At 59.7% G+C, this 21,303-nt stretch carries 18 protein-coding genes; all 18 read left to right on the top strand.

Translation table 11 applies throughout. From position 1 onward, the window contains the following. Nucleotides 1–233: 233 nt before the first annotated feature. The 18 genes from ATI02_RS06035 (at nucleotide 234) to nuoJ (ending at nucleotide 21,300) form a co-directional block, all read left to right on the top strand. Nucleotides 234–2,459, top strand: coding sequence for an NADP-dependent isocitrate dehydrogenase (locus tag ATI02_RS06035; RefSeq protein WP_100845738.1), 2,226 nt, complete (start codon nucleotides 234–236; stop codon nucleotides 2,457–2,459). Between the two features lie 229 nt (nucleotides 2,460–2,688). Further along, nucleotides 2,689–3,135, top strand: coding sequence for an NUDIX hydrolase (locus ATI02_RS06030; protein ID WP_095189677.1), 447 nt, complete (start codon nucleotides 2,689–2,691; stop codon nucleotides 3,133–3,135). Between the two features lie 59 nt (nucleotides 3,136–3,194). Then, a complete protein-coding gene (gene mnmA / locus ATI02_RS06025) occupies nucleotides 3,195–4,319 on the top strand; it encodes a tRNA 2-thiouridine(34) synthase MnmA (protein WP_100845737.1) in 1,125 nt (374 codons plus the stop codon). Continuing rightward, nucleotides 4,316–4,939: a high frequency lysogenization protein HflD gene (hflD, locus tag ATI02_RS06020; protein WP_095189675.1), complete on the top strand. Its 624-nt coding sequence runs from the start codon at nucleotides 4,316–4,318 to the stop codon at nucleotides 4,937–4,939. Before mnmA ends, hflD begins: the two co-directional genes overlap by 4 nt. 127 nt (nucleotides 4,940–5,066) lie before the next feature. After that, a complete protein-coding gene (purB, locus tag ATI02_RS06015) occupies nucleotides 5,067–6,437 on the top strand; it encodes an adenylosuccinate lyase (protein WP_095189674.1) in 1,371 nt (456 codons plus the stop codon). Nucleotides 6,438–6,523: 86 nt separating this feature from the next. Then, entirely contained in the window at nucleotides 6,524–7,693 is a 1,170-nt protein-coding gene (locus ATI02_RS06010) for a ribosomal protein uL16 3-hydroxylase (RefSeq protein WP_100845736.1), read from the top strand. Next, nucleotides 7,686–8,111, top strand: coding sequence for a GNAT family N-acetyltransferase (locus tag ATI02_RS06005; protein WP_025108996.1), 426 nt, complete (start codon nucleotides 7,686–7,688; stop codon nucleotides 8,109–8,111). The genes ATI02_RS06010 and ATI02_RS06005 overlap by 8 nt, the downstream gene beginning before the upstream one ends. Nucleotides 8,112–8,368: 257 nt before the next feature. Continuing rightward, nucleotides 8,369–9,121, top strand: coding sequence for a secretin N-terminal domain-containing protein (locus tag ATI02_RS06000; protein WP_100845735.1), 753 nt, complete (start codon nucleotides 8,369–8,371; stop codon nucleotides 9,119–9,121). A 474-nt stretch (nucleotides 9,122–9,595) separates the two neighbouring features. Beyond that, a complete protein-coding gene (gene aceA, locus ATI02_RS05995) occupies nucleotides 9,596–10,921 on the top strand; it encodes an isocitrate lyase (RefSeq protein WP_100845734.1) in 1,326 nt (441 codons plus the stop codon). 647 nt (nucleotides 10,922–11,568) lie between these two features. Next, nucleotides 11,569–11,982, top strand: coding sequence for an NADH-quinone oxidoreductase subunit A (locus ATI02_RS05985; protein ID WP_003223812.1), 414 nt, complete (start codon nucleotides 11,569–11,571; stop codon nucleotides 11,980–11,982). A 10-nt stretch (nucleotides 11,983–11,992) separates the two neighbouring features. Further along, nucleotides 11,993–12,667 carry a NuoB/complex I 20 kDa subunit family protein gene (locus ATI02_RS05980; RefSeq protein ID WP_003223809.1) on the top strand — a complete coding sequence of 225 codons (675 nt, stop codon included), beginning with the start codon at nucleotides 11,993–11,995 and terminating at the stop codon, nucleotides 12,665–12,667. A 73-nt stretch (nucleotides 12,668–12,740) separates the two neighbouring features. Then, on the top strand, nucleotides 12,741–14,525 hold the full coding sequence (gene nuoC, locus ATI02_RS05975) for an NADH-quinone oxidoreductase subunit C/D (protein WP_100848431.1): 1,785 nt from the start codon (nucleotides 12,741–12,743) through the stop codon (nucleotides 14,523–14,525). A 2-nt stretch (nucleotides 14,526–14,527) separates the two neighbouring features. Beyond that, a complete protein-coding gene (nuoE, locus tag ATI02_RS05970; protein ID WP_007920186.1) occupies nucleotides 14,528–15,025 on the top strand; it encodes an NADH-quinone oxidoreductase subunit NuoE in 498 nt (165 codons plus the stop codon). Then, nucleotides 15,022–16,377, top strand: a complete 1,356-nt coding sequence (nuoF, locus tag ATI02_RS05965; protein ID WP_100845732.1) for an NADH-quinone oxidoreductase subunit NuoF — start codon at nucleotides 15,022–15,024, stop codon at nucleotides 16,375–16,377. The genes nuoE and nuoF overlap by 4 nt, the downstream gene beginning before the upstream one ends. 134 nt (nucleotides 16,378–16,511) lie before the next feature. Next, nucleotides 16,512–19,226: an NADH-quinone oxidoreductase subunit NuoG gene (gene nuoG / locus ATI02_RS05960; RefSeq protein ID WP_100845731.1), complete on the top strand. Its 2,715-nt coding sequence runs from the start codon at nucleotides 16,512–16,514 to the stop codon at nucleotides 19,224–19,226. After that, nucleotides 19,223–20,230 (top strand): NADH-quinone oxidoreductase subunit NuoH, encoded by a 1,008-nt coding sequence (gene nuoH / locus ATI02_RS05955; RefSeq protein ID WP_064390680.1) that lies wholly within the window; start codon nucleotides 19,223–19,225, stop codon nucleotides 20,228–20,230. Before nuoG ends, nuoH begins: the two co-directional genes overlap by 4 nt. 11 nt (nucleotides 20,231–20,241) lie before the next feature. Then, nucleotides 20,242–20,790: an NADH-quinone oxidoreductase subunit NuoI gene (gene nuoI, locus ATI02_RS05950; protein WP_016987418.1), complete on the top strand. Its 549-nt coding sequence runs from the start codon at nucleotides 20,242–20,244 to the stop codon at nucleotides 20,788–20,790. 9 nt (nucleotides 20,791–20,799) lie between these two features. Continuing rightward, nucleotides 20,800–21,300, top strand: coding sequence for an NADH-quinone oxidoreductase subunit J (gene nuoJ, locus ATI02_RS05945; protein WP_095189666.1), 501 nt, complete (start codon nucleotides 20,800–20,802; stop codon nucleotides 21,298–21,300). Nucleotides 21,301–21,303 lie beyond the last annotated feature (3 nt).

Here is a 21,303-nt window from a genome sequence, read left to right as displayed (position 1 = left end):
ATGCCGCCCGCTGACCACAGGGTCACGACGGCTGGCCTCTCTAGCACGAGACTTTCCGCCTGATTGGTCGGGTTGTTACCGCAGTCCGACTGCTTGACGCTCAACGATGCACCCAACATCACCGCGAAGATTCTCGACATTCGGTTCATGGATGACTTTGAACGAACGCGCTTACCCGGCGCCCCTCGAGTTTCTGCGCACGCTTTAGCAAAGAAGAGAGAGTTAATCCGAATATGCCCACCTGCTCGAAGATCATCTATACCTTCACCGACGAAGCTCCAGCCCTCGCCACCTATTCCCTGCTGCCGATCATCGAGGCTTACACCGCCTCGGCCGATATCGCCGTGGAAACCCGCGATATCTCTCTTGCAGCGCGTATTCTGGCCAGCTTCCCCGAGCAACTGGGCGACAAAGCCGTAGCCGACCACCTCGCCGAACTGGGCGACCTGGCCGTTACGCCTGAAGCCAACATCATCAAGCTGCCGAACATCAGCGCTTCGGTGCCACAGCTGCAAGCCGCGATCAAAGAGCTGCAGGCTCAGGGTTACAACCTGCCGGACTACCCGGAAACCGTCACCAGCGACGCCGACAAAGACGCCAAGGCACGTTACGACAAGGTCAAGGGCAGCGCCGTGAACCCGGTTCTGCGCGAAGGCAACTCCGACCGTCGCGCTCCGCTGTCGGTTAAAAACTACGCTCGCAAGCACCCGCACAAAATGGGCGCCTGGGCCAAAGACTCCAAGTCTCACGTCGCTCACATGAGCACCGGCGATTTCTACGGCAGCGAAAAAGCTGCCCTGATCGACGCCGCTGACGCTGTGAAGATCGAACTGATCGCCAAAGACGGCACCGCCACCGTCCTGAAAGAAAAAACCACCGTGCAGGCTGGCGAGATCCTCGATTGCGCCGTGATGAGCAAAAACGCCCTGCGTGCGTTCATCGCTGCTGAAATCGAAAGCGCCAAGGCCCAAGGCGTGCTGCTGTCGGTGCACCTGAAAGCGACCATGATGAAGGTCTCCGACCCGATCATGTTCGGCCAGATCGTTGCCGAGTTCTATCAAGACGCACTGACCAAGCACGCTGACGTGCTGGCCGAGATCGGCTTCAACCTGAACAACGGCATCGGCGATCTGTACGCGCGCATCAAAGCCCTGCCGGCCGAGCAACAGGCGCAGATCGAAGCTGACATGGCCGCGGTCTACGCCGCTCGTCCTTCGCTGGCGATGGTCAACTCCGACAAAGGCATCACCAACCTGCACGTGCCGAGCGACGTCATCGTCGACGCCTCGATGCCGGCAATGATCCGTGACTCCGGCAAGATGTGGGGCACCGACGGCCAGCTGCACGACACCAAGGCTGTGATCCCGGATCGTTGCTACGCCACCATCTACCAGGCCGTGATCGAAGATTGCAAAGCCAATGGCGCTTTCGATCCGACCACCATGGGCAGCGTGCCAAACGTTGGCCTGATGGCGAAGAAAGCCGAAGAGTACGGCTCGCACGACAAGACCTTCCAGATCAAGGCTGACGGCGTGGTTCGCGTGACCGACAGCAAGGGCACCCTGCTGATGGAACAGGCTGTTGAAGCCGGCGACATCTTCCGCATGTGCCAGACCAAAGACGCGCCGATCCAGGACTGGGTGAAACTGGCCGTCAACCGCGCTCGCGCAAGCAGCACTCCGGCTATTTTCTGGCTGGACCCGATGCGCGCTCACGATGGCGTAGTGATCGAGAAAGTTCAGGCTTACCTGAAGGATCACGACACTGCCGGTCTGGACATCCAGATCATGGCGCCGGTCGACGCAATGAAGTACACCCTGCAGCGCACTCGCGAAGGCAAGGACACCATCTCGGTGACCGGCAACGTACTGCGCGACTACCTGACCGACCTGTTCCCGATCATGGAACTGGGCACCAGCGCCAAGATGCTGTCGATCGTGCCGCTGATGAACGGCGGCGGCCTGTTCGAAACCGGCGCTGGCGGTTCGGCTCCGAAGCACGTGCAGCAACTGGTCGAAGAGAACTTCCTGCGCTGGGATTCGCTGGGTGAATTCCTGGCGCTGGCGGCATCCCTCGAGCATTTGGGTGTGAACTACGACAACCCGAAAGCACTGGTGCTGTCCAAGACGCTGGATCAGGCTACCGGCCAGTTCCTCGACAACAACAAGTCGCCATCGCGCAAAGTCGGCAACATCGACAACCGCGGCAGCCACTTCTACCTGGCGATGTACTGGGCTCAGGCCCTGGCCGCCCAGACTGAAGACGCTGCACTGCAAGCGCAGTTCGCGACGCTGGCCAAGACGCTGACCGAGAACGAAGCAACCATCGTTGCCGAGCTCAACGCCGCTCAGGGCAAGCCAGTGGACATCGGCGGTTACTACCACGCCAACGCCGAGCTGATCAGCAAGGCCATGCGCCCAAGCGCAACCCTCAACGCGGCGATTGCTGCGCTGGTTTAAGGTTGTAGCGCTGTAAACAAACCCCGGCCGAGTGCCGGGGTTTGTTTTTGTGGCGTTTGCACCCATTTATCTTTGAAATACAAACCAATGTGGGAGCGGGCTTGCTCGCGAATGCGTCGGTTCAGCCAATAAAGACTTTGAATGACAAACCGCTTTCGTCGGAACGCCGCCCGGAGCAAGCCCGCTCCCACAAGGGATTGGGTTTCAACCAATAAATTGAGGAAGGTTTATGGACTGGCTCCCCCACATCACCGTCGCCACCATCGTCGAAGACAACGGCCGCTTCCTGATGGTCGAAGAGCATAAGGCCGGGCGTAACGTGCTCAACCAGCCCGCCGGTCATCTTGATCCGGACGAAACCCTGATCGAAGCCGCCATCCGCGAAACCCTTGAAGAAACCGGCTGGGACGTCGAGCCGACCAGCGTGATCGGCATCTACCTCTACACAGCCCCCAGCAATGGCGTGACTTATCAGCGTGTCTGCTTCGCCGCCAAAGCCATAAAACACCACCCGGATTATCAACTCGACGACGGCATCGTCGGCGCCAAGTGGCTGACCCGTGACGAATTAATCGCCCAACGCGACAACTGGCGCAGCGAGCTGATCATCCGTTGCATCGATGATTATCTGGCCGGGCATCACTTCGGCCTCGAACTGATCCGCCCTTCTCTTTAGCCTTGAGGCCGTGAGCCTGATAGAATCGCGTCCTTTTTCAAGACACTCATTGAATCCCTATGCGTGATCCAGCCCCTTCTGACACATCCAAGAAGCGCGTCATTGTCGGCATGTCCGGCGGCGTGGACTCTTCCGTTTCCGCTCTCCTGCTGATCGAGCAGGGCTATGAAGTGGAAGGCCTGTTCATGAAGAACTGGGAAGAAGACGACGGAACGGAATACTGCACCGCCATGGACGACCTGGCGGATGCTCAGGCCGTGTGCGACAAGATCGGTATCAAGCTGCACACCGCCAACTTCGCCGCTGAATACTGGGACAACGTGTTCGAGCACTTCCTCGCCGAATACAAGGCCGGTCGCACGCCGAATCCGGACATCCTGTGCAACCGCGAGATCAAGTTCAAGGCGTTCCTCGACTACGCCATGATGCTCGGCGCCGACCTGATCGCCACCGGCCACTACGTGCGCCGCCGCGACATCGATGGCCGCACCGAACTGCTCAAAGGCCTCGATCCGAACAAGGATCAGAGCTACTTCCTGCACGCCGTCGGCGGTGAACAGATTGCCAAGACCCTGTTCCCGGTCGGCGAACTGGAGAAGCCGGAAGTTCGGGCAATTGCCGAGAAATACGAGCTGGCGACTGCCAAGAAGAAGGATTCCACCGGGATCTGCTTCATCGGCGAGCGTCGCTTCAGCGATTTCCTCAAGCAATACCTGCCGGCGCAACCGGGCGAGATAAAGACCACCGAAGGCGAAGTCATTGGCCGTCACCATGGCTTGATGTACCACACCATCGGTCAGCGTCAGGGCCTTGGCATCGGCGGCTTGAAAGATGCTGGCGACGAGCCGTGGTACGTGCTGCGCAAGGATCTGGACAACAACGAGCTGATCGTCGGCCAGGGCAATAACCACCCATGGTTGTTTTCCAGCGCCCTGCTCGCTTCGGAAATCTATTGGGTCAACCCGATCAATTTGAGCCAGCCGCTGCGCCTGACCGCCAAGGTGCGTTATCGCCAGAGCGATCAGGCCTGCACCCTGGAAAAAACCGCCACCGGCTACCGCGCCGTGTTCGACGAACCGCAACGCGCGGTGACGCCAGGCCAGTCGGTGGTGTTCTACGACGGTGAAATCTGCCTCGGTGGCGGCGTGATCGAAGTCGCCGAGCCGTGGAGCGGCCAGGCATGAGCCCGACTCAGGAGCAACTGACGGCGCTGGGCGGCGTGTTTCTCGCTGCCGTGCTGGTCGACCGGATCGCCAAGACCGGGCAAACCAATGAAGCCGGCCTGAGTTGCATGCTCGGCAGCCTGCTGGTGCGCGATCCGAAAGACACACTGGACGTGTACGGCGGCGACGATATCAACCTGCGCGAAGGCTATCGCGCCTTGATCGGCGCGCTTGAGCGTGATCCGAGCACCTTGCAGCGCGAGCCGCTGCGTTATGCCCTGTCGATGCTCGGTCTTGAGCGCCAATTGGCCAAGCGCAACGACATGCTCGACACCATCGGCAAGCGCCTGCCGCAGATTCAGTCGCAGGTCGAACACTTCGGCCCGGCCCACGAAAACGTGGTCGCTGCCTGCGGCGCGCTGTACCAAGACACCCTGAGCACCCTGCGCCAGCGGATTCAGGTGCATGGCGACATGCGCAACCTGCAGCAGCCGAGCAATGCGTCGAAAATCCGCGCCCTGCTCCTGGCTGGCATCCGTTCTGCGCGCCTCTGGCGCCAACTCGGCGGGCATCGCTGGCAGTTGGTGGTCAGCCGACGCAAGCTGCTCAAAGAGCTGTATCCGTTGATGCGCAGCGAGTAAATCGCCGCGCAATAAAAGCTTTGTAGTCTGTAACGCGTAATACGCCGGTCAGTTGGCAACGGACCGGCGGATTTTTTCATGTATGATACGCGCCCCATTTCGTTGCCCGACTGTCCGAGAACACCCCATGCAGCTCTCTTCGCTCACTGCGGTTTCCCCTGTTGACGGCCGCTACGCCGGCAAAACCCAGGCCCTGCGCCCGATTTTCAGCGAGTACGGCCTGATCCGTGCCCGCGTTCTGGTTGAAGTGCGCTGGCTCCAGCGCCTCGCCGCTCACGCCGGTATCCCGGAAGTGCCAGCCTTTTCCGCCGAGGCCAACGCCGTTCTTAATGAACTGGCTGAAAACTTCTCGCTGGAGCACGCCGAGCGCGTCAAAGAGATCGAGCGCACCACCAACCACGACGTCAAAGCGATCGAATACCTGCTCAAAGAGCAGGCGGCCAAGCTGCCGGAGCTGGCCAAGGTCAGCGAGTTCATCCACTTTGCCTGCACCAGCGAAGACATCAACAACCTGTCCCACGCCCTGATGCTGCGCGAAGGCCGTGACGACGTGATGCTGCCGCTGATGCGCCAGACCGCCAACGCCATCCGCGAACTGGCCATCCGTTTCGCTGACGTGCCGATGCTGTCGCGCACCCACGGTCAGCCGGCTTCGCCGACCACTCTGGGTAAAGAACTGGCGAACGTGGTTTACCGTCTCGAGCGTCAGATCGCTCAGGTCGCTGCCGTGCCGCTGCTGGGCAAGATCAACGGCGCCGTCGGCAACTACAACGCGCACCTGTCGGCCTACCCGCAGATCGACTGGGAAGCCAATGCCCGCGCCTTCATCGAAGACGAACTGGGCCTGGGCTTCAACCCGTACACCACGCAGATCGAGCCGCACGACTACATCGCCGAGCTGTTCGACGCCATTGCGCGCTTCAACACAATCCTGATCGACTTCGACCGTGACATCTGGGGCTACATCTCCCTGGGTTACTTCAAGCAGCGCACCATCGCTGGCGAAATCGGCTCGTCGACCATGCCGCACAAGGTCAACCCGATCGACTTCGAAAACTCCGAAGGCAATCTGGGCATCGCCAACGCGCTGTTCCAGCACCTGGCGAGCAAACTGCCGATCTCCCGCTGGCAGCGCGACCTGACCGACTCCACCGTACTGCGTAACCTCGGTGTCGGCTTCGCTCACAGCGTGATCGCTTACGAAGCCAGCCTCAAAGGCATCAGCAAACTGGAGCTCAACGAGCAGAAGATTGCTGCCGACCTCGACGCTTGCTGGGAAGTATTGGCTGAGCCGATCCAGACCGTGATGCGCCGCTACAACATCGAAAACCCGTACGAAAAGCTGAAAGAACTGACCCGCGGCAAGGGCATCAGCCCTGAAGCGTTGCAGACTTTCATCGATGGCCTGGAGATGCCAGCCCAAGCGAAAGCCGAGCTCAAGCAACTGACTCCGGCCAACTACATCGGTAACGCTGTAGCGCAAGCCAAACGCATCTGATCGACCGTTTTAATCGTTTGAGACGCCCGGCAGCGCCGGGCGTTTTTATTCCCGTCTGAAAAGTGCTTTTTTTCAATAGGTTACATATGAATTCCGATATTCCTCTTCAACTTCTGGGCGGCCTCACAGCACGCGAATTCCTGCGTGACTACTGGCAGAAAAAGCCACTGCTGATCCGTCAGGCAATTCCTGACTTCGAAAGCCCGATCGACGCCGACGAACTGGCCGGCCTGGCCCTGGAAGAAGAAGTCGAATCGCGCCTGGTGATCGAGCACGGCGAGCGCCCTTGGGAACTGCGTCGCGGCCCGTTCGCTGAAGACGAATTCAGCAAGCTGCCGGAAAAAGAGTGGACCTTGCTGGTTCAAGCGGTTGACCAATTCGTACCGGAAGTCAGCGAACTGCTGGAAAACTTCCGCTTCCTGCCGACCTGGCGCGTCGACGACGTGATGATCAGCTTCGCCGCCCCGGGTGGCAGCGTGGGTCCGCACTTCGACAACTACGACGTGTTCCTGCTGCAAGGTCATGGCAAGCGCAACTGGAAAATCGGCCAGATGTGCGATTCCGAGAGCCCGCTGCTGCAACACGCCGACCTGCGCATCCTCGCCGAATTCCACGAAACCGAAGAGTGGGTTCTGGAACCGGGCGACATGCTCTACCTGCCACCGCGCCTGGCCCACTGCGGCGTAGCCGTGGATAACTGCATGACCTACTCGGTCGGCTTCCGCGCACCAAGCGCCTCTGAAGTGCTGACCCACTTCACCGACTTCCTCAGCCAGTTCCTGACTGACGAAGAGCGCTACACCGACGCAGACGCTCAGCCAGCCGCTGACCCACATCAGATTCAGCACGATGCACTGGATCGCCTGAAGAGCCTGCTCGCCGAACACATGAGCGACGAGCGCCTGCTGCTGACCTGGTTCGGCCAGTACATGACCGAGCCGCGCTACCCGGAACTGGTCGTCGGCCCGGAAGAAGTCGAAGAAGAAGACTTCCTCAGCGCCCTGCAAGATGGCGCCGTGCTGATCCGCAACCCGAGCGCGCGCCTGGCCTGGTCGGAAGTCGATGACGACCTGCTGCTGTTCGCCAGCGGCCAGAGCCGTTATCTGCCGGGCAAACTGCGCGAGCTGCTGAAGCTGATCTGCGCCGCAGACGCCCTGCACACCGACAACCTCGGCGAGTGGCTGAACGACGAAGACGGTCGCGGCCTGCTGTGCGAACTGGTCAAGCAAGGCAGCCTGGGGTTCGCTGATGAATAAAATTCGCGTACGTGTCGCAGACTGGCAGAAGGACATCGCCGAGATCCGGCGCATTCGTGAAACGGTGTTCATCGCCGAACAATCGGTGCCACCTGAGTTGGAATGGGACGCGGATGACGCGACCGCTGTGCATTTTCTGGCGTTTGAAGGCGACTTTCCGATCGGCACTGCGCGCCTGCTGCCCGACGGGCACATTGGCCGGGTTTCGGTGCTGAAAGACTGGCGCGGCATGAAGGTCGGTGACGCACTGATGCAAGCGGTCATCGCTGAAGCAGAAGCGCGCGGCCTGAAGCAGCAGATGCTCAGCGCACAAGTGCAGGCCACGGCGTTCTACGAGCGCCTGGGTTTCAGCCTGGTCAGTGAGGAATTCCTGGAAGCAGGGATTCCGCATGTCGATATGGTTCGTCATTCGGCTTAAGACCGCGGCGCGGCTTTCGTCGGAACGCCGCCCGGAACAAGCTCGCTCCCACACTGGATCTGTGCCTGACGCACAATTTGTGTCCGCTGGAGATCTACTGTGGGAGCGAGCCTGCTCGCGAAGAGGCCAGCAAGAACACCACAAAACGCCCTGCCATTCTCGGATGCCGGGGCGTTTTGCTGTCTACGATTCAACTTGCCCCACCCCGGGCCGACAAACTGGCAATATCAAGCCTTTCGAAAGCGGAGATAACGGACATGTCCCTACGCACCCTGCTCACCACCCTGCTGCTCGCTTGCAGTTTTTCGGTGATGGCAGCCACAGAAGTCGTCCCCCTCAAGTACCGCACCAGCGCCGATATGCTGCCGATGGCGCAGGACTTCATCGGCAAGGACGGCCAGGTCAGCGCCTATGGCAATCAACTGATCGTCAAAGCCGAGCCGGACAAGATTGAGGAACTCAAGGCACTGATCACCCAGCTCGACACCGCGCCAAAACGCCTGCTGATCACTGTCGACACCAACGAAAACAACGGCCGTGGCGACGAAGGTTATTCGGTTAACGGTGCGCAGACGCGAATCATCAGTCGCAGCACCGCCACACGTGACGGCGGCGTCCAGCAAGTGCAAGCCACCGACGGCATGCCAGCGCTGATCCAGGTCGGCAAGAGCGTGCCGATCACCAGCAGCCAGAGCAATTCCTATGGCGATTACAGCAGCCAGACTCAATACCGCAACGTCACCCAGGGTTTTTACGTGACGGCCAGCGTCACCGGCGACATCGTTCATCTGGCAATCAGTACCAACCGTGACCGCATGAGCCAGGAACGTCCTGATGTAGTGAACGTGCAAAGCACCGACACAACAGTCAGCGGACGCCTCGGCGAGTGGATCACCCTGGCCGGCGTGAATCGCCAGACTCAGGCCGACAAACAGGGCCTGGCCCGCAGCTACTCGACTCAAGGCCGGGATGACATGACACTGAAGGTGAAAGTCGACGCCTTGGACTAAAGCACCGAAAGCTGACTGATTAGTCGTATTAGACGAAAGATGTAGTGCTTGAAAAAAAGCACTACAAAACGTTTGACGGGTTAAAAAAGCGAAGGCATGATGGCCTCGCTCCCGCTAATCAGAGGCCCTGGCAAGGGCCTTCGAAGTGATGTTCGCACCTACCCCGCGAACCGTTTCGTGTCTGTACCGCCCACAAGGTGTGTTTGACGAGGTTGCCGACTGGAACGAAGTTGTCCCGAGGGACGGAAGCGTAATTAGGTAACCCGGCATCACACTGTAGTTCGTATAAAGGCCCACGACGCCCGAATGCGCTCGCAGTCCGCCACTACCTGCTCACTTCCCCTCGAGCCTGTCGTTCATCCCGTCGCCTACCCCGCCGAATCCGACTTGACCACCTAAGCTTCTGGTCAGCGAGCGCAGGAATTTTCCACCGCAGAACAACTTTTCATAAAAGACGCGACGAGGTTTATCTCCATGGCACTGACACGCGAACAGCAAATTGCAGCCCTTGAAAAAGACTGGGCTGAAAACCCGCGCTGGAAAGGCGTGACACGCACTTACTCCGCTGCTGACGTCGTCCGTCTGCGTGGCTCGGTTCAACCTGAGCACACCTTTGCAAAAATGGGCGCCGACAAGCTGTGGAACCTGGTCACCCAGGGTGCCAAGCCGTCCTTCCGCCCAGAGAAAGATTTCGTCAACTGCATGGGCGCCCTGACCGGCGGCCAGGCTGTTCAGCAGGTCAAGGCCGGTATCCAGGCCATCTACCTGTCGGGCTGGCAGGTTGCTGCGGACAACAACTCCGCCGAATCGATGTACCCGGACCAGTCGCTGTACCCGGTGGACTCGGTTCCAACCGTGGTCAAGCGCATCAACAACTCGTTCCGTCGTGCTGACCAGATCCAGTGGAAAGCCGGCAAAGGCCCGGGCGACGAAGGCTACATCGACTACTTCGCGCCAATCGTGGCTGACGCCGAAGCCGGTTTCGGCGGCGTTCTGAACGCCTACGAGCTGATGAAGAGCATGATCGAAGCAGGCGCCGCCGGCGTTCACTTCGAAGACCAACTGGCTTCCGTGAAAAAATGCGGCCACATGGGCGGCAAGGTTTTGGTGCCAACCCAGGAAGCCGTACAGAAGCTGACCGCTGCACGTCTGGCTGCTGACGTTGCCGGTACACCGACCATCATTCTGGCCCGTACCGATGCGAACGCTGCGGACCTGCTGACTTCCGATTGCGACCCGTACGACCAGCCGTTCGTGACTGGCGAGCGTACCCAGGAAGGCTTCTACAAGGTTCGTGCCGGTCTGGACCAGGCAATCGCCCGTGGCCTGGCTTACGCACCGTACGCCGACCTGATCTGGTGCGAAACCGCCAAGCCGGATCTGGACGAAGCCCGTCGCTTTGCTGAAGCGATCAAGAAGGAATACCCGGACCAACTGCTGTCGTACAACTGCTCGCCTTCCTTCAACTGGAAGAAAAACCTGGACGACGCGACCATCGCCAAGTTCCAGCGCGAACTGTCCGCCATGGGCTACAAGCACCAGTTCATCACCCTGGCCGGCATTCACAACATGTGGCACAGCATGTTCAACCTGGCGCACGACTACGCCCGTAACGACATGACTGCCTACGTGAAGCTGCAAGAGCAGGAATTCGCTGACGCCTCCAAGGGTTACACCTTCGTGGCTCACCAGCAGGAAGTGGGCACCGGCTACTTCGACGACATGACCACCGTGATTCAGGGTGGCTCGTCCTCGGTAACCGCACTGACCGGTTCGACTGAAGAAGAACAGTTCCACTGATCTGCTTCGCCTGAGCAAACGGCCTTTGCGGATCGTATAGAAAGCTAACCGCAGAGCCGCAAGACTGACGCCCCGACTGGTTCGGGGCGTTTTTTTTGCCCGAGATAATCTCCAGACACCATCAATCCCCTGTGGGAGCGAGCCTGCTCGCGAAGGCGTTGTGCCAGCTTGCACACGTAGTGACTGACCCACTGCATTCGCGAGCAGGCTCGCTCCCACAGGTTCTCTCTTAAGCCTGCGAGACAAAACATTGATCCAGACCAGTACCCGCATCACAAAAAACCGGTAAAACGCTCGCCACCGCTACTTGCAGTAACGTGCAAGTAAGACAACTTCCCAACTGACATCCCGTTAAACACTTACAAAACCACTCCAAACGATATCAATTATCATTTAGCCGCAACTATGTTCGTTACATCTCGCACAAAACATAATTCGCAGAAACCCGGCTAATGCCCGCTATGCTTGGGCTGTGGGGCATCGGAGGTGCGCTATGTCCTTATTCCAATAAATAATTTCGCTATAGGAATTTTACTTGCAGGGTGTTTAGCCATAAAATCAGCGCGATTGATTGCTGCGACATATCGTCACTGCCTTATTTCTTTATCAAGCTCAGAGACCTTTGCTCTCTGTTAAGGATTACCAGCATGCCCGAAGCGACAGGACTCATGGCCCACAACTGGGGCTTTGCCATTTTCCTTCTGGGTGTCGTCGGCCTGTGTGCCTTCATGCTCGGTGTCTCCAGCCTCCTTGGGTCAAAAGCCTGGGGCCGCAGCAAAAACGAACCGTTCGAGTCGGGCATGCTACCTACCGGTGGCGCCCGCTTGCGGCTCTCAGCCAAATTCTATCTGGTCGCGATGCTCTTCGTGATCTTCGATATCGAAGCCCTCTTTCTCTTTGCATGGTCTGTGTCCGTCCGCGAAAGCGGCTGGACCGGATTCGTCGAAGCTCTCGTTTTCATAGCAATTCTGTTGGCAGGTCTTGTCTACCTGTTCCGAGTGGGCGCCCTTGACTGGGCTCCGGAAGCTCGTCGCAAGCGGCAGGCGAAGCTGAAACAATGAGGCTTTGGCAATGCAATACAATCTCACCAGGATCGACCCCGATGCTCCTAACGAGCAATATCCGATTGGCGAGCGGGAAACCGTTTCCGATCCGTTAGAAGATCAAGTTCACAAAAACATTTTCATGGGCAAGCTGGAAGACGTGCTGAGTGGCGCGGTCAACTGGGGACGTAAGAACTCCCTGTGGCCGTACAACTTCGGCTTGTCGTGCTGCTACGTGGAAATGACCACCGCCTTCACGGCGCCCCACGACATCGCGCGCTTTGGCGCCGAGGTTATCCGGGCATCGCCGCGTCAGGCCGACTTCATGGTTATCGCCGGTACCTGCTTCATCAAGATGGCGCCGATCATCCAGCGTCTCTACGAGCAGATGCTCGAGCCGAAGTGGGTGATCTCCATGGGTTCGTGCGCTAACTCCGGTGGCATGTACGACATCTACTCTGTGGTTCAAGGGGTGGACAAGTTCCTGCCCGTGGACGTCTACGTACCTGGCTGCCCTCCTCGTCCGGAAGCATTTCTGCAAGGCTTGATGCTGTTGCAGGAATCGATTGGACAGGAGCGTCGTCCGCTTTCCTGGGTCGTCGGTGATCAAGGCGTTTATCGCGCCGACATGCCTTCGCAAAAGGAACAGCGCCGCGAACAGCGAATCGCAGTCACTAACCTGCGCAGCCCTGACGAAGTCTGATCCAGATCTGTTCTGACAAAGAAACGAGAAGCTGGCTTCATTCTTTACGTTGACCGAAAGCGAAAAAATAACCATGACTACAGGCAGCGCTCTGTACATCCCGCCTTATAAGGCAGACGACCAGGATGTGGTCGTTGAATTGAACAACCGTTTTGGCGCCGAAGCGTTCACCGCTCAGTCGACCCGCACCGGCATGCCGGTGCTGTGGGTGGCGCGCGCCAAACTCGTCGAAGTCCTGACCTTCCTGCGCAACCTGCCCAAGCCGTACGTCATGCTCTATGACCTGCACGGCGTGGACGAGCGTCTGCGCACCAAGCGTCAAGGGCTGCCGAGCGACGCTGAATTCACCGTGTTCTATCACCTCATGTCGCTGGAGCGTAACAGTGACGTGATGATCAAGGTCGCCTTGTCCGAGAGCGACCTCAGCTTGCCGACCGTTACCGGTATCTGGCCGAACGCCAACTGGTACGAGCGTGAAGTCTGGGACATGTTCGGCATCGACTTCAAAGGCCACCCGCACCTGTCGCGCATCATGATGCCGCCGACCTGGGAAGGTCACCCGCTGCGCAAGGACTTCCCGGCGCGCGCCACCGAATTCGATCCGTTCAGCCTCAACCTCGCCAAGCAACAGCTTGAGGAAGAAGCCGCGCGTTTCCGTCCTGAAGACTGGGGCATGAAGCGCTCCGGGACGAACGAGGACTACATGTTCCTCAACCTCGGCCCGAACCACCCTTCGGCGCACGGTGCGTTCCGCATCATTCTGCAACTGGACGGTGAAGAAATCGTCGACTGCGTACCGGATGTCGGTTACCACCACCGTGGTGCCGAGAAGATGGCCGAGCGTCAGTCGTGGCACAGTTTCATCCCGTACACCGACCGTATCGATTACCTCGGCGGCGTGATGAACAACCTGCCGTACGTGCTCTCGGTCGAGAAGCTGGCCGGCATCAAAGTGCCTGAGAAGGTCGACGTCATCCGCATCATGATGGCCGAGTTCTTCCGGATCACCAGCCACCTGCTGTTCCTGGGTACTTACATCCAGGACGTCGGCGCGATGACTCCGGTGTTCTTCACCTTCACCGACCGCCAGAAGGCGTACACGGTGATCGAAGCCATTACCGGGTTCCGCCTGCACCCGGCCTGGTACCGCATCGGCGGCGTCGCGCACGATCTGCCGCGCGGCTGGGAAAAACTGGTGAAAGACTTCGTTGAGTGGCTGCCAAAACGCCTCGATGAATACACCAAGGCTGCCCTGCAGAACAGCATCCTCAAGGGTCGTACCATCGGCGTTGCCCAGTACAACACCAAAGAAGCCCTGGAATGGGGCGTCACCGGTGCCGGCCTGCGTTCGACCGGTTGCGACTTCGATCTGCGTAAAGCGCGCCCGTACTCCGGCTACGAGAACTTCGAATTCGAAGTACCGCTGGCCGCCAACGGCGATGCCTACGATCGCTGCATGGTTCGCGTCGAAGAGATGCGCCAGAGCATCAAGATCATCGACCAGTGCATGCGCAACATGCCGGAAGGCCCGTACAAGGCGGATCACCCGCTGACCACGCCGCCGCCGAAAGAGCGCACGCTGCAGCACATCGAAACCTTGATCACGCACTTCCTGCAAGTTTCGTGGGGTCCGGTCATGCCGGCCAACGAATCCTTCCAGATGATCGAAGCGACCAAGGGCATCAACAGTTATTACCTGACGAGCGACGGCGGCACCATGAGCTACCGTACCCGGATCCGTACTCCGAGCTTCCCGCATCTGCAACAGATCCCTTCGGTGATCAAAGGCAGCATGGTCGCGGACTTGATTGCGTACCTGGGTAGTATCGACTTCGTTATGGCCGACGTGGACCGCTAAGCATGAACAGCACGCTTATCCAGACAGACCGTTTCACTTTGAGTGAAACCGAGCGCTCGGCCATCGAGCACGAGCTGCATCACTACGAAGACCCGCGCGCGGCGTCGATCGAAGCCCTGAAGATCGTTCAGAAGGAACGCGGCTGGGTGCCGGATGGCGCCTTGTACGCGATCGGCGAGATCCTCGGCATCCCGGCCAGCGACGTTGAAGGCGTGGCGACGTTCTACAGCCAGATCTTCCGTCAGCCGGTCGGCCGCCACATCATTCGCGTCTGCGACAGCATGGTCTGCTACATCGGCGGCCACGAGTCGGTGGTCAGCGAAATCCAGAACAATCTGGGCATCGGCCTGGGTCAGACCACCACCGACGGTCGTTTCACCCTGCTGCCTGTCTGCTGCCTCGGCAACTGCGACAAGGCACCGGCGCTGATGATCGACGACGACACCTTTGGCGACGTGCAGCCTGCTGGCGTTGCCAAACTGCTCGAGGGCTACGTATGACCCTGACATCTTTCGGCCCGGCCAACCGCATCAAGCGTTCGGCCGAGACTCACCCGCTGACCTGGCGTCTGCGTGACGACGGCGAAGCCGTGTGGCTCGACGAATACCAGGCCAAGAACGGTTACGCCGCTGCGCGCAAAGCCTTCGCCGACATGGCCCAGGACGACATCGTCCAGACCGTGAAAGACGCAGGCCTCAAAGGTCGCGGCGGTGCAGGCTTCCCCACTGGCGTGAAGTGGGGCCTGATGCCCAAAGACGAATCCATCAACATCCGCTACCTGCTGTGCAACGCGGATGAAATGGAGCCGAACACCTGGAAAGACCGCATGCTGATGGAGCAACTGCCCCATCTGCTGATCGAAGGCATGCTGATCAGTGCCCGCGCGCTGAAAACCTACCGTGGCTACATCTTCCTGCGGGGCGAATACACCACCGCCGCCAAGCACCTCAACCGTGCCGTGGAAGAAGCCAAGGCCGCCGGCCTTTTGGGTAAAAACATTCTCGGCAGCGGTTTTGATTTCGAACTGTTCGTCCACACCGGCGCCGGGCGTTACATCTGCGGTGAAGAAACCGCACTGATAAACTCCCTCGAAGGTCGCCGCGCCAACCCGCGCTCCAAGCCGCCCTTCCCTGCCGCCGTGGGCGTGTGGGGCAAGCCGACTTGCGTGAACAACGTCGAAACCCTGTGCAACGTGCCGGCGATCATTGCCGACGGCGTTGACTGGTACAAATCGTTGGCCCGCGAAGGCAGCGAAGACATGGGCACCAAGCTCATGGGCTTCTCCGGCAAAGTCAAAAACCCGGGCCTGTGGGAACTGCCTTTCGGCGTCACCGGTCGCGAGTTGTTCGAAGACTACGCCGGTGGCATGCGCGACGGTTACAAGCTCAAGGCCTGGCAGCCAGGTGGCGCCGGTACCGGTTTCCTCCTGCCAGAACACCTCGACGCACAGATGTACGCCGGCGGCATTGCCAAAGTGGGCACCCGTATGGGTACCGGCCTGGCGATGGCGGTGGACGACAGCGTCAACATGGTCTCGCTGCTGCGCAACATGGAGCAGTTCTTCGCCCGTGAGTCGTGCGGCTTCTGCACCCCGTGCCGTGATGGTTTGCCATGGAGCGTCAAGCTGCTGATGGCCATCGAGAATGGCGAGGGTCAACCGGGCGACATCGAGACCCTGCTGGGTCTGGTCGGTTTCCTCGGCCCAGGCAAAACCTTCTGTGCTCACGCACCGGGTGCCGTGGAGCCGTTGGGCAGTGCGATCAAATACTTCCGTCCAGAGTTCGAAGCCGGTATAGCGCCTGTCAGCGCCGCCGTCCCGCCTCTGGCAAGGCCGATCGTAATCGGCGCGTAAACGCTTAATAAGGTTTAGGGCCCGTGCCCTTCATCTCCTGCGATGACGCCTTTCGAGGCTGGTTTGATTCGCACGGATAACAAGATTCCATTAGCCACGCCCGCTGACACCGGGCCAACGAAGACCTTTGAACCATGGCCACTATCCACGTAGACGGCAAAGCGCTCGAAGTCGACGGGGCAGACAACCTGTTACAGGCATGTCTGTCGCTGGGCCTCGACATTCCATATTTCTGCTGGCACCCCGCGCTTGGTAGCGTCGGGGCTTGCCGCCAGTGCGCGGTCAAGCAGTACACCGACGAGAACGACACCCGTGGTCGCATCGTCATGTCCTGCATGACGCCTGCCACCGACAACACCTGGATCTCCATCGACGATGATGAATCCAAGGCGTTCCGCGCCAGTGTTGTCGAATGGCTGATGACCAACCACCCGCACGACTGCCCTGTGTGCGAAGAAGGCGGTCATTGCCACCTGCAAGACATGACAGTGATGACCGGCCACAACGAGCGCCGTTATCGCTTCACCAAACGCACCCACCAGAACCAGCAACTGGGCCCGTTCATTTCCCACGAAATGAACCGCTGCATCGCCTGCTACCGCTGCGTGCGTTTCTACAAGGATTACGCCGGCGGCACCGACCTCGGTGTGTTCGGCGCCCACGACAACGTGTACTTCGGTCGCGTTGAAGACGGCACCCTCGAAAGCGAGTTCTCCGGCAACCTCACCGAGGTCTGCCCGACCGGTGTGTTCACCGACAAGACTCACTCCGAGCGCTACAACCGTAAATGGGACATGCAGTTCTCGCCGAGCATCTGCCATGGCTGCTCCAGCGGTTGCAACATTTCCCCGGGCGAACGTTACGGTGAACTGCGCCGTATCGAAAACCGTTTCAACGGTTCGGTGAACCAGTACTTCCTGTGCGACCGTGGCCGTTTCGGTTATGGCTACGTCAACCGCACCGACCGTCCACGTCAGCCACTGCTGGCCGACGGCACCAAGCTTGGACTGGATGCTGCGCTGGACAAGGCTGCCGATCTGCTGCGCGGTCGCAACATCGTCGGTATCGGTTCACCGCGTGCCAGCCTCGAAAGCAACTACGCGTTGCGTGAGCTGGTGGGCGCCGAGCACTTCTACTCCGGTATCGAAGCCTCCGAACTGGAGCGCATCCGTCTGGTTCTGCAAGTGCTCAAAGACAGCCCGCTGCCAGTGCCGAACATGCGCGACATCGAAGACCACGACGCCATCTTCGTCCTCGGTGAAGACCTGACCCAGACCGCCGCCCGTATGGCGCTGTCGCTGCGTCAATCGGTCAAAGGCAAAGCTGAAGACATGGCCGAAGCCATGCGCGTTCAGCCTTGGCTCGACGCTGCGGTGAAGAACATTGGTCAGCACGCGCTGAACCCGCTGTTCATCGCCAGCCTGGCGGAAACCAAGCTCGACGACATCGCTGAAGAATGCGTACACGCTGCTCCGGACGACCTGGCGCGCATCGGTTTCGCCGTTGCTCACGCACTGGACGCCAGCGCCCCGGCCGTTGAAGGTCTGGACGCCGAAGCACTGGAACTGGCTCAGCGCATCGCCGACGCCCTGCTCGCGGCCAAACGTCCGCTGATCATCGCCGGTACTTCGCTGGGCTCCAAAGCCTTGATCGAAGCCGCCGCGAACATCGCCAAAGCACTGAAACTGCGCGAGAAGAACGGTTCGATCAGCCTGATCGTGCCGGAAGCCAACAGCCTCGGTCTGGCCATGCTCGGTGGCGAATCGGTCGACGCGGCACTGCAAGCCGTCATTGACGGCAAGGCTGACGCGATCGTCGTGCTGGAAAACGATCTGTTCACCCGCACCGCCAAAGACAAGGTCGATGCCGCACTGAACGCTGCGAAAGTGGTGATCGTTGCTGACCATCAGAAAACCGCGACCACCGACCGCGCGCACCTGGTTCTGCCAGCCGCAAGCTTCGCTGAAGGCGACGGTACGCTGGTCAGCCAGGAAGGTCGTGCTCAGCGCTTCTTCCAGGTTTTCGATCCGCAATATCTGGATGCGAGCATTCTGGTTCACGAAGGCTGGCGCTGGCTGCACGCCCTGCGCGCGACCCTGCTGAACCAGCCGATCGACTGGACGCAACTCGACCACGTCACCGCTGCCGTTGCTTCGAGCACCGCGCAACTGGCGCGTATCGTCGACGCAGCACCGTCGGCCGCGTTCCGTATCAAGGGTCTGAAACTGGCGCGTGAGCCGCTGCGTTACTCCGGTCGCACCGCGATGCGCGCCGACATCAGCGTTCACGAACCGCGCACCCCGCAAGACAAAGACACCGCGTTCGCCTTCTCCATGGAAGGTTACTCGGGTTCGCTTGAGCCGCGTCAGCAGGTGCCATTCGCCTGGTCGCCGGGCTGGAACTCGCCGCAAGCCTGGAACAAGTTCCAGGACGAAGTCGGTGGTCACATCCGCGCTGGCGACCCGGGCACCCGCCTGATCGAAAGCACTGGCGATTCGCTGAACTGGTTCGCTGCCGCTCCGCGCGCATTCAACCCGGCGCCGGGCACCTGGCAAGCCGTGCCGTTCTATCACCTGTTCGGTAGCGACGAGAATTCGTCGAAAGCCGCTCCGGTGCAGGAACGCATTCCGGCGGCTTATGTTGCTTTGGCCAAGTCTGAAGCGGATCGCCTGGGCGTCAACGACGGTGCCCTGCTGAGCCTGAACGTGGCCGGCCAGACCCTGCGTCTGCCATTGCGTATCAATGAAGAACTGGGCGCAGGTCTGGTGGCATTGCCTGCGGGCATCGCCGGCATTCCACCGGCATTCGCCGGCGTATCCGTCGACGGTCTGCAGGAGGCAGCGCAATGACCTGGTTCACCCCTGAAGTGATCGATGTGATCCTGACGGTCGTCAAAGCTATCGTGATTCTGCTGGCCGTGGTGGTTGCAGGCGCGTTGCTCAGCTTTGTCGAACGTCGCCTGCTGGGCTGGTGGCAGGACCGTTACGGTCCGAACCGCGTTGGCCCGTTTGGTATGTTCCAGATCGCCGCCGACATGCTGAAGATGTTCTTCAAGGAAGACTGGACCCCGCCGTTTGCCGACAAAGTGATCTTCACTTTGGCGCCGGTGGTGGCCATGTCCGCCCTGCTGATCGCCTTTGCGATTATCCCGATCACCCCGACCTGGGGTGTGGCGGATCTGAACATCGGCCTGCTGTTCTTCTTCGCCATGGCCGGTCTGTCGGTCTACGCGGTGCTGTTCGCCGGCTGGTCGAGTAACAACAAGTTCGCCCTGCTGGGTGCCTTGCGTGCCTCGGCGCAGACCGTGTCCTACGAAGTGTTCATGGGCCTGGCCCTGATGGGCATCGTGGTGCAGGTCGGCTCGTTCAACATGCGCGACATCGTCGAGTACCAGGCGCAGAACCTGTGGTTCATCATTCCGCAGTTCTTCGGCTTCTGTACCTTCTTCATCGCTGGCGTCGCCGTGACTCACCGTCACCCGTTCGACCAGCCGGAAGCGGAGCAGGAACTGGCTGACGGTTACCACATTGAATACGCCGGCATGAAATGGGGCATGTTCTTCGTTGGCGAATACATCGGCATCATCTTGATCTCGGCGCTGCTGGTCACCCTGTTCTTCGGTGGCTGGCACGGTCCGTTCGGCATCCTGCCGCAACTGTCGTTCCTGTGGTTCGCCCTGAAGACCGCGTTCTTCATCATGCTGTTCATCTTGCTGCGCGCTTCTATCCCGCGTCCGCGTTATGACCAGGTGATGGACTTCAGCTGGAAATTCTGCCTGCCACTGACCCTGATCAATTTGCTGGTGACCGCTGCGGTTGTGTTGTGGAACACGCCCGCGGTTGCGGTTCAGTGAGGATTTGACCCATGTTCAAATATATTGGCGACATCGTTAAGGGTACCGGTACCCAGTTGCGCAGCCTGGTCATGGTCTTCGGCCATGGCTTTCGCAAGCGCGACACCCTGCAATACCCGGAAGAAGCGGTCTACCTGCCACCCCGCTACCGTGGTCGCATTGTCCTGACCCGTGACCCCGATGGCGAAGAACGTTGCGTAGCCTGCAACCTGTGCGCCGTGGCTTGCCCGGTGGGTTGCATCTCGCTGCAGAAAGCTGAAACCGAAGACGGTCGCTGGTACCCGGACTTCTTCCGTATCAACTTCTCGCGCTGCATTTTCTGCGGTCTCTGCGAGGAAGCCTGTCCGACCACCGCAATCCAGTTGACTCCGGATTTCGAGATGGCCGAGTTCAAACGTCAGGACCTGGTGTACGAGAAAGAAGATCTGTTGATCTCCGGCCCCGGCAAAAACCCTGATTACAACTTCTATCGTGTTGCAGGTATGGCAATCGCTGGCAAGCCGAAAGGCGCTGCACAGAACGAAGCCGAACCGATCAACGTGAAGAGCTTGCTGCCTTAAGGAAGAACGATGGAATTCGCTTTCTATTTCGCATCGGGTATCGCGGTTGTGGCCACGCTTCGCGTGGTCACCAACACCAACCCTGTGCACGCCCTGCTCTACCTGATCATCTCGTTGATCGCCGTGGCCATGACCTTCTTCGCACTCGGCGCGCCGTTCGCCGGTGTGCTGGAAGTGATCGCCTACGCCGGCGCCATCATGGTGCTGTTTGTGTTCGTGGTGATGATGCTGAACCTCGGCCCCGCCGCAGTTCAGCAAGAACGCGCCTGGCTCAAGCCCGGCATCTGGGCAGGGCCGGTGATTCTTGCCGCGCTGCTGCTGGCCGAACTGCTGTATGTGCTGTTCGCTCACCAGAGCGGTCAGGCCATCGGCCACACCACCGTAGACGCGAAAGCCGTGGGCATCAGCCTGTTCGGCCCATATCTGCTGGTGGTCGAACTCGCCTCGATGCTGCTGCTCGCTGCAGCCGTCACGGCGTTCCATTTGGGCCGCAACGAGGCGAAGGAGTAAGAC

It is taken from the genome of Pseudomonas baetica (genome assembly GCF_002813455.1).
GTDB classification, from domain to species: domain Bacteria; phylum Pseudomonadota; class Gammaproteobacteria; order Pseudomonadales; family Pseudomonadaceae; genus Aquipseudomonas; species Aquipseudomonas baetica.
Note: the sequence above shows the minus strand (reverse complement) of the source record. Positions and strands in the feature narration are given on the sequence as shown.